The organism is Bacillus sp. AP50 (assembly GCF_040492675.1).
Taxonomy (GTDB): Bacteria; Bacillota; Bacilli; order Bacillales; family Bacillaceae_G; genus Bacillus_A; species Bacillus_A cereus.
In genome coordinates this window covers 1-7,670 of the sequence record NZ_JBEUTW010000325.1, presented here as the reverse complement: position 1 = coordinate 7,670, position 7,670 = coordinate 1, and the positions used below count along the sequence as shown (strand labels likewise).

The window sequence follows — 7,670 nt, the reverse complement described above, 5'->3', positions numbered from 1 at the left end:
TCCTTACTGTAAACATTCCCCATATACTTATAAAATCAAAAAGACCCTTTTATATATAAAAAGGTCTTTTTTTCATTATACAAGACTTATTACTTTCGTTTTTGTAATTAAATCCTGAAAACCACAATTATCTTTGCGGAACAACATCATATATATATTACATATTAATGGAATTCCTAATAGCAATACGTTCGGTAATAACACTACAAAAAATCTTATAATTAATGTTTGCAACGTTAGCTTTTCACTCTTCAATGAAATTAATTTTATTCTCGTTACCTTTTTTCCAAGTGTAACACCGTTCCAAATAAAGGGTAACACAATAAAATAAATCGCCATTAATATAAAAACTACTGCGAAATCATATCTAAAATCACCTAAGCTTATATTAAAGCGCTTAAACATAGCACTATAGTTTCCAGTCATAATAGCTACTACTGCACCATACATAACCGAGATTAAAAACATGTCAATTAGGGAAGCACCTATGCGATTCATTACAAGCGCTGGACGATGTATCTTTAACTTCATTTTATGTCGACTCCTTCATATCCTTCTTTACCCGTCTCATCGTACCACTTCTAAAAAACATTGTAAACTAGCGTTTCTCTTACTTTTCTTGTACAATTTGTTACAATAGCATTATAAAGGAGGTTCCCATATTGAAAAAATGGATAATCCTATTCGTCGCCTTCCTATTAACTGGTTGTGCAGGAAACACAGGTCACTTAACTTATACGGTTAACGATGAATACGAACTCATACGTACTTCTGGAAATGCATTTGAACTTTTCCCCTCGCAAGATGCTGTATATGCCACACAATACATCCCTGCAAAAATTACAAACATTGCTTGGGATGATAAATACATTATTGCAAAACAAACCGAGGAAAAATCAGATCCGAATAACCCTGATGCAGCAATTGCAAATAAAAAAAGTGAACATTATTGGATTATTGACGTAAAGCACAATAAACGTTTCGGTCCCTACAATGAAAAGCAATTTAATGAACAAAAAGATGCGTTTAAAATTAAGGTGCCTTTTCAAAATGTAGATTCATACATAAAAGAAATAAAAAAACAGTCAGCATAATATTTGAATGCTGACTGTTTTGTCTTACATTATTTTAGTGAGATGTTAAACGTTTGCGGCTCTTTTACAACATCTTGTGTTTCTGAATCTCCTGCAAGTAAATCATCAGTTGTAAACTGAATATCCTTTACCTTGTCTTTTCCATCGTCAAGTATTAAACCAATAATACCATCTCTTGTTTCACCAGGCTTATAGTCTTCTCTTGATACATTTTTTGTACCAACTAACGTATCTTCGTCATATAAAAAGTTTTGAGTGGCTACTTTAAAATGTTGCTTACCATTAATCATAACATCATTCATAGAGAAAAATTGCATATTTTTATTTCCGGTATTCTCCACTTTATATGTAATCTCAACGTAACGAATTGTATTACTAATCTCTGTTCCACTTAGCGATGCATATAATTCTGCATCTTCTTGGCTTACTTTATCCCCTAATCTCCGTTTTACTTCTTCAGGGGTTAGTGCCGTGTATACTTTCAATGTTTTTTTTGCCTTTTCACTCATCTGTGATAAAGAAATTACTTTCACATCTTGTACGTGAATTTTCATTGGCGCTACTTCAAATGTTTGATTCACAGAATGCATCTGCTCTAACTTGAAAGTACCCCATCCTGTTTCTTTCACTTTTTGTCCTACTTTTTTCAGCTCACGCCCACCATATTCTTTTGTTTCAGGAATAGATTCTTTCTTCTTCGGTTCAGCTTTCTTTTCTTCTTGATGGAAGCAACCACTTAACATAAGAAGAAAACTACATAAAACAAAAATACTTTTCCATGCTTTCATCATTTCATTTCTCCTAACGCTATCATTCATGAATATAAAATTAGTCCCTGGCTTTGTAAACTATAGAAACAATGACAAGTCCACAAAATGAACTTGTCAGTCCAGATACTATTATACCTCCAATTTGGAAAATATGAAAATAGGGATCTAGGAACGCGTGCACGATAAATATAATAGTTGCTACAACAATTACTGAAACCCAATACTTTCTTTTTTCCGAAGCTAAAATAAGATCTTTACCCATTTCATTTCTATACTTCCATAAAACGTATACTAATAGTAGAACACCAATACATGTACTTCCATGTTGCATATATTTATAAACAGAGATACCGTACCATTCTCTTTGTAATAATGGTATTTTCATAACGAAATAGCCTGTCTTATGAGTGAATGCATCCCAAACAACATGCGTGAGCATACCGAATAATGCAGAATAGCAAAATACAAAGAATTCTTTCCAGGTATGTAGCCCCCACCTCTCATCTATTGCATATGAATAATAACCAGCAAACGGTTTAGGTAAATGCGTTATAAACGGCTTTTTTAAAATGTAATGATATATGTATGCGAGTAGAAATATAAGCGGTAAATTTAAATATAAGAACCCAAGCCATTTATGGCCAATAACACCATACGGTCTAAAGTATAAGAAATATTCAAAGTCAGGCGCCATACTACCTAATATAAGAGCCGTTACTGAAATATGTTTAGAATGCTTTTTCGCAAAAGGAAGAACTGCTGCTGGATGTGCAAATGTAAACGGCATACTTTAACTCCTTCTCACATTTTCAATAGAATACCATATATCATAACGAGAGAATGGATCTTCATGCAATATTTATTTTCACATTGGAATATGATAGTTTAAATGATATAATCCACATAAAATATTCAGAAAATAAGGAAGGAATTCAGGTGTCATTAACACTTGTATTTGCCGCCTTTTTAGAATCAAAATCCGTTATGAATTGAGGTTTATATATTGATTGACGTACCCTTTTTACAAAATGTTACATTAAAAAAAGAAAATATCCCTAGTTTTTCCGCATATCCTTACTGCTTACCTGCTATCCGAACATTACAATCACTAGTTTTTCATCCAAATGTAACATTCATTATTGGAGAAAATGGAACGGGTAAATCAACATTACTTGAAGGAATTGCAATTGCGTTAGGCTTTAATGCAGAAGGTGGAACGAAGAATTTCCGCTTTAGCACTAACGATTCACATTCATCTTTACATGAATACCTTCGAATTTCCAAAAGTTTCAATACACCAAACGACGGTTTCTTTCTTCGCGCTGAATCATTTTATAACGTTGCTTCTTATATTGATGAAATAGATGCTATAAAATCTTACGGCGGCGTTTCACTACACGAACAATCTCACGGCGAATCATTCTTTTCCTTATTTATGAACCGTTTTTCAGGACAAGGTTTATACATTTTAGATGAGCCTGAGGCAGCTTTATCACCAATGAGACAACTTTCCATGCTTATTCGAATGCATGAGCTAGTGGAACAAGGTTCACAATTTGTTATTGCGACGCATTCTCCTATTTTAATGGCCTACCCTGAATCCACTATATATTCTTTAACACAAGAAGGGATTCACGAATCCACATTAGAAGAAACTGAGCATTACCAAACGACGAAACTTTTCTTTGAAAATCGTGATCGATTATTTCATCATCTATTTGAGTCGTAAAAAAAGAAGCAGCAATAGCTGCTTCTTTTTTATAGTGCTTCTATAAATAAGGCAACCCCGATACCGCCACCGACGCATAAAGAGGCAATTCCTTTTTCTAACCCACGTCTTTTTAATTCGTGAATTAAACTTACTGTAATACGAGCCCCTGTACAACCAATTGGATGCCCAAGTCCTACGCCACTACCGTTTACGTTCACTTTTTCACGGTCTAAGCCTAACTCTTTCTCTACAGCTAAATATTGAGCCGCGAAAGCTTCATTAATTTCAAGTAAATCTGCATCTTCCAATGACCAATCTACTTTTTCTAAACCTTTACGAATTGCTGGTGCTGGTCCAATACCCATAATTTTCGGGTCTACTCCAGCTACTGAATATCCAACAATTCTAGCTAACGGTTGTAAGCCTTTTTCTTTCGCTTTTTCTTCGCTCATTAATACTAGAACTGCACTTCCGTCATTCAGGCCAGATGCATTACCTGCAGTTACAGACCCATCTTTACGGAATGCTGGTTTTAACCCTGCTAATTTTTCCGCTGTAATATCTGCACGTGGATGCTCATCCTTCGAAAATACTACTTCTTTTCTACGTTCTTTTATTGTAATAGGAACAATTTGATCGTCAAAGTGTCCAGACTCGATTGCCTTCAGTGCCAATGTATGACTGCGAAGAGCAACTTCATCTTGTTCCTCTCTTGTAATTTCATATTGTTCAACTAAATTTTCCGCTGTTTCACCCATCATAATATGGTGAATCGGATCTTCTAACACTTCCCACACCGTATCACGAATTTCTCCGTGCTGTAGACGTTGTCCCCAGCGGTGCTGTTTCAATGCATAAGGGCTCGAACTCATCGCTTCTACTCCACCTGCAACAACAACATCACTTACACCTAATTGGATTTGCATTGCAGCTGACATAATTGCTTGCATACCTGAAGAACATTGACGTTGGATTGTATATCCCGTAACTGTGTCAGGAAATCCTGCCGCTAATGCAGCTGTTCTCGCTGTATTTGCTTCATCAGTTCTTTGAATACAATGACCTAAAATTACTTCATCAACTTCATGTGGTTCTACCCCGCCTCGTTTTACAGCTTCCTGAAGTACAGGAACAGCTAATTCTACTGGCGTTACATTTTTTAGCGCTCCTCCAAAAGTTCCAATTGGCGAACGAACTGCAGCTGTAATAACAACATTATGCATTTTGTACTTGCCCCTCTCTTATGTACCCTAGTAAGTTTTTAGGTGAAATTCCATAAGATGTATATCTATAACTATCATACTATAAACATACTAAAAAATCAAAATATTTAATATAATAAAAATAGAAGGAATTAACCTTCTATTCTGTCAGTGCATATAAAAACTTTTGCAAAATTTTCTCTGTCGTTTCATTCAATTTTGGCAACTTATCTACTGGAAAATATTGAAGTTTCAACCCTTCATGATCGAGCTTTAATTCCCCGCTCACATGATGTGCCTGATACAGATGAATGACATTGAAAATTTCATCGCCATTCGGATAACGGAAATATACTTCTTTTCCTGATAGAACACCAAGAAATTGCATTATTTTTGCAGTTAACCCCGTTTCCTCAAATAACTCTCTACGTGCCGTTTCTTCTGTCGTTTCACCCAGTTCCATCGCCCCGCCAGGTACACCCCAATCATATGTATCTGAACGATATTGAAGCAATACTTCTTGTTTATCATTTAATATAATGATTGCTGATCCTACGAGAATAAGCGGTCTTGTACCAACGACTTTTCGTAACTCTTCAATATACCCCATATGTAAATTCCCCTTTCCCTAACCTCCCTTATCATAACAAAATTTCTCTCTTTTTGTTCATGTAATTTTAAAGAAAAAAAGGAAGCTTTCGCCTCCGTTTTTTCATCTTTATTTCTTAAAACTTTCATATTTTACAGCTTCAAAAGCTTCCTCAATTTCATCATTACGATAATGGACATATGTAAAACGACCCAATTCTACTAATCTTGCTATTTCCTGTAACGCTTTATGCTGCTCATATGTTTCTTTCAGCTTAATATGTACATAAAACTTCATTAAAGGATGTTCATATAAAGGTTCTCCCACCTCTACATATACATCTTCAACCCCTTGTACAACTCTTACATAACTCGCAAATTGATAAAGTGCTTCTCTGTCTGAAACGATTTTTAATGTATACATATATTCTCCCCCTTTCCTTTACTATATCAAAAAGACGACCACACCATGTTATAGAACTATGAAATTTTTTCGACTTGTCATCTATATATTCAATAAAGAAGGCGTTTATCCATACATGACATCTTTTTCCCACATATATTATAGGAAGAACTTTTTTCATTTGAGGTGTTCCTTATGGATCCATACGTCAATATATGTATTTGCATTACTCCCGGCGCCGATATTTCTGATGACCGCATCGCAAAAGATTTAGCTGTTGCAGAATCAATTTGGCATCCCATTACATTTCAAATTCAAGAAGTAATTGTATTAAATGAACTTTTCCGTTTTTTTGACCGTGAAATCAGTTATAAAAATTCCATTCAAAGTCAAGAAAAACTGGCATCCTTTTTCCAAACATGTGTAAATGAAGCTCCTGAATGCGACCTTTATATTTGTTATATTGGCAGTGATTATTTCAAAGAAACAGCAGTAATTGCCTGCGCTTATTCTTTAGCAAAACAACAGCAACTTACTGGCTATATCGTTTTAACAAATTCAGCTGCTCCTATGAAAAATATATATACGCTCGCTCACGAAATTGGTCATATTTTATTTACAAGACGTATTCATGGAAAACTTACTCATGCAGATCCTCATTCTCCAACCGGCTCGGAGCACCACCCTTCTCCAACAAATCTTATGTATCCGATAGTCCCTCGTCCAGAAAACGTTCATATTCATTCCTTATTAACAGCAGAACAAAAAGCGCTCTCTTTACAAAGCTCTTTATTACAAAGAAAAAAACAGTAACCCTCATGTTACTGTTTAAAACAACTTATTCCAATCAACAAAACAAATCCCGGCTGCTAGAAATAAAAATAGACAACTAAATGTAAATGTAATCCCTCTAAAAATCCCTATATAATATTTCTTTGGAAATAATTTTTGGTATATCCAGAGCAGCCGCTTTTTATTGAATTTCTAGTTCATACTTTTTCTTTCTTCAATTTTTAAAGACCATTTCATTAATCCATATATACTTCCATACATAAGTAAGACCTTTGCAATTCCCCAAAATACATTACTTTCTTCTAAGTCTTTAAATAAGAACATAATCATAAGAGGAACAATTAGTACAAAAACACCCATCCAGCCAAGAACATATACTTCACCAATAAGAAGTAATAAAAAGATAATTGCTGCTAATATATATGTTTGCATTGTCGCCAATTGCAATACAGGTGTCCCATACCATTTATTCATAAACATCAATAACACCAATAATAAAATAGGAACCATTACTATTACATAAATCATTCCAAATTCTACTAATTTACTTTTAAAAGAAGACATTCTAAATGCAACAATCGTTCCAATAATCGTAATGATTAAAACGATAGGATAACCAATTAACTGTACATTTGTTAAAGTAAATTGTTGATCGGGGCTTCCAAATAAAATATTTGTCAGTAACCAATACCCACCAATACCAATAATCATCCCTAAAATACTTTTTATGCTCCCGCTTTTATCCTTCTCCATCTCTTTCGCTAATTCTTCCGCATACTCTTTTGGTGAGTCACCAAATATGTCACTTACTGTCTTTCCCTTTTTTTCACCTTCTATTAAATGAAGCTCTGCATCTTCTAGAAAAGCGTCCACATCTTCTTCTTTAATCCCTTTTGTTATTAAATATACTTTCGTATCGATTAAAAACTTTTCACCTTCTTTAGAAATCTTCATTATAACCCCTCCCTTATTTAACCATTTCTCTTCTATTTGTCTTCATCATAATTTCAACAAAAATTAAAATAAATAAACTTCCATATAAACATATAATTTGAAATAACATTGGCATGAGATCTTCAGATGTAAATGTTTTAAACAGTAACATAATAG

Annotated in this window: 10 protein-coding genes and 2 pseudogenes; 3 read left to right on the top strand and 9 right to left on the bottom strand. The window is 34.2% G+C overall.

Translation table 11 applies throughout. The features are described from left to right. Positions 1–75 precede the first annotated feature (75 nt). The gene (locus ABWK52_RS21445; RefSeq protein ID WP_097999114.1) at positions 76–531 is read right to left on the bottom strand and encodes an RDD family protein; all 456 of its coding nucleotides are present in this window, start codon (positions 529–531) and stop codon (positions 76–78) included. Positions 532–662: 131 nt separating this feature from the next. On the opposite strand from ABWK52_RS21445, the gene ABWK52_RS21440 reads away from it, so the two are divergent. After that, positions 663–1,094, top strand: coding sequence for a DUF3997 domain-containing protein (locus tag ABWK52_RS21440; RefSeq protein ID WP_098541577.1), 432 nt, complete (start codon positions 663–665; stop codon positions 1,092–1,094). A gap of 29 nt (positions 1,095–1,123) precedes the next feature. On the opposite strand, the gene ABWK52_RS21435 is transcribed toward ABWK52_RS21440, so the two are convergent. Further along, positions 1,124–1,885, bottom strand: a complete 762-nt coding sequence (locus ABWK52_RS21435; RefSeq protein WP_000973895.1) for a hypothetical protein — start codon at positions 1,883–1,885, stop codon at positions 1,124–1,126. 37 nt (positions 1,886–1,922) lie between these two features. Beyond that, positions 1,923–2,651: a DUF4184 family protein gene (locus ABWK52_RS21430; RefSeq protein ID WP_098541576.1), complete on the bottom strand. Its 729-nt coding sequence runs from the start codon at positions 2,649–2,651 to the stop codon at positions 1,923–1,925. 216 nt (positions 2,652–2,867) lie between these two features. On the opposite strand from ABWK52_RS21430, the gene ABWK52_RS21425 reads away from it, so the two are divergent. Continuing rightward, positions 2,868–3,593 carry an AAA family ATPase gene (locus tag ABWK52_RS21425; protein WP_000568010.1) on the top strand — a complete coding sequence of 242 codons (726 nt, stop codon included), beginning with the start codon at positions 2,868–2,870 and terminating at the stop codon, positions 3,591–3,593. A 29-nt stretch (positions 3,594–3,622) separates the two neighbouring features. Here the strand turns inward: ABWK52_RS21425 and ABWK52_RS21420 are convergent, their stop codons facing one another. The 3 genes from ABWK52_RS21420 to ABWK52_RS21410 all read right to left on the bottom strand — a co-directional run bounded on the left by ABWK52_RS21420 (position 3,623) and on the right by ABWK52_RS21410 (position 5,789). Continuing rightward, positions 3,623–4,798 (bottom strand): acetyl-CoA C-acetyltransferase, encoded by a 1,176-nt coding sequence (locus ABWK52_RS21420; RefSeq protein WP_000552075.1) that lies wholly within the window; start codon positions 4,796–4,798, stop codon positions 3,623–3,625. Between the two features lie 139 nt (positions 4,799–4,937). Then, positions 4,938–5,387, bottom strand: a complete 450-nt coding sequence (locus tag ABWK52_RS21415) for an NUDIX hydrolase (RefSeq protein WP_002005651.1) — start codon at positions 5,385–5,387, stop codon at positions 4,938–4,940. Between the two features lie 108 nt (positions 5,388–5,495). Next, on the bottom strand, positions 5,496–5,789 hold the full coding sequence (locus ABWK52_RS21410; protein WP_000288330.1) for a DUF3928 family protein: 294 nt from the start codon (positions 5,787–5,789) through the stop codon (positions 5,496–5,498). 174 nt (positions 5,790–5,963) lie between these two features. Here ABWK52_RS21410 and ABWK52_RS21405 point away from each other — a divergent pair, with 174 nt between their 5' ends. Next, on the top strand, positions 5,964–6,581 hold the full coding sequence (locus ABWK52_RS21405) for an ImmA/IrrE family metallo-endopeptidase (RefSeq protein WP_000371605.1): 618 nt from the start codon (positions 5,964–5,966) through the stop codon (positions 6,579–6,581). A 15-nt stretch (positions 6,582–6,596) separates the two neighbouring features. On the opposite strand, the pseudogene ABWK52_RS21400 reads toward ABWK52_RS21405, so the two are convergent. The 3 genes and pseudogenes from ABWK52_RS21400 to ABWK52_RS21390 form a co-directional block, all read right to left on the bottom strand. Next, positions 6,597–6,740 (bottom strand): annotated as a pseudogene (locus ABWK52_RS21400) (DNA-binding protein); the annotation flags it as partial. Between the two features lie 12 nt (positions 6,741–6,752). Then, positions 6,753–7,514: a DUF1129 domain-containing protein gene (locus tag ABWK52_RS21395; RefSeq protein ID WP_000703262.1), complete on the bottom strand. Its 762-nt coding sequence runs from the start codon at positions 7,512–7,514 to the stop codon at positions 6,753–6,755. Positions 7,515–7,527: 13 nt separating this feature from the next. Next, positions 7,528–7,670: pseudogene (locus tag ABWK52_RS21390) on the bottom strand (DUF1129 domain-containing protein); the annotation flags it as partial.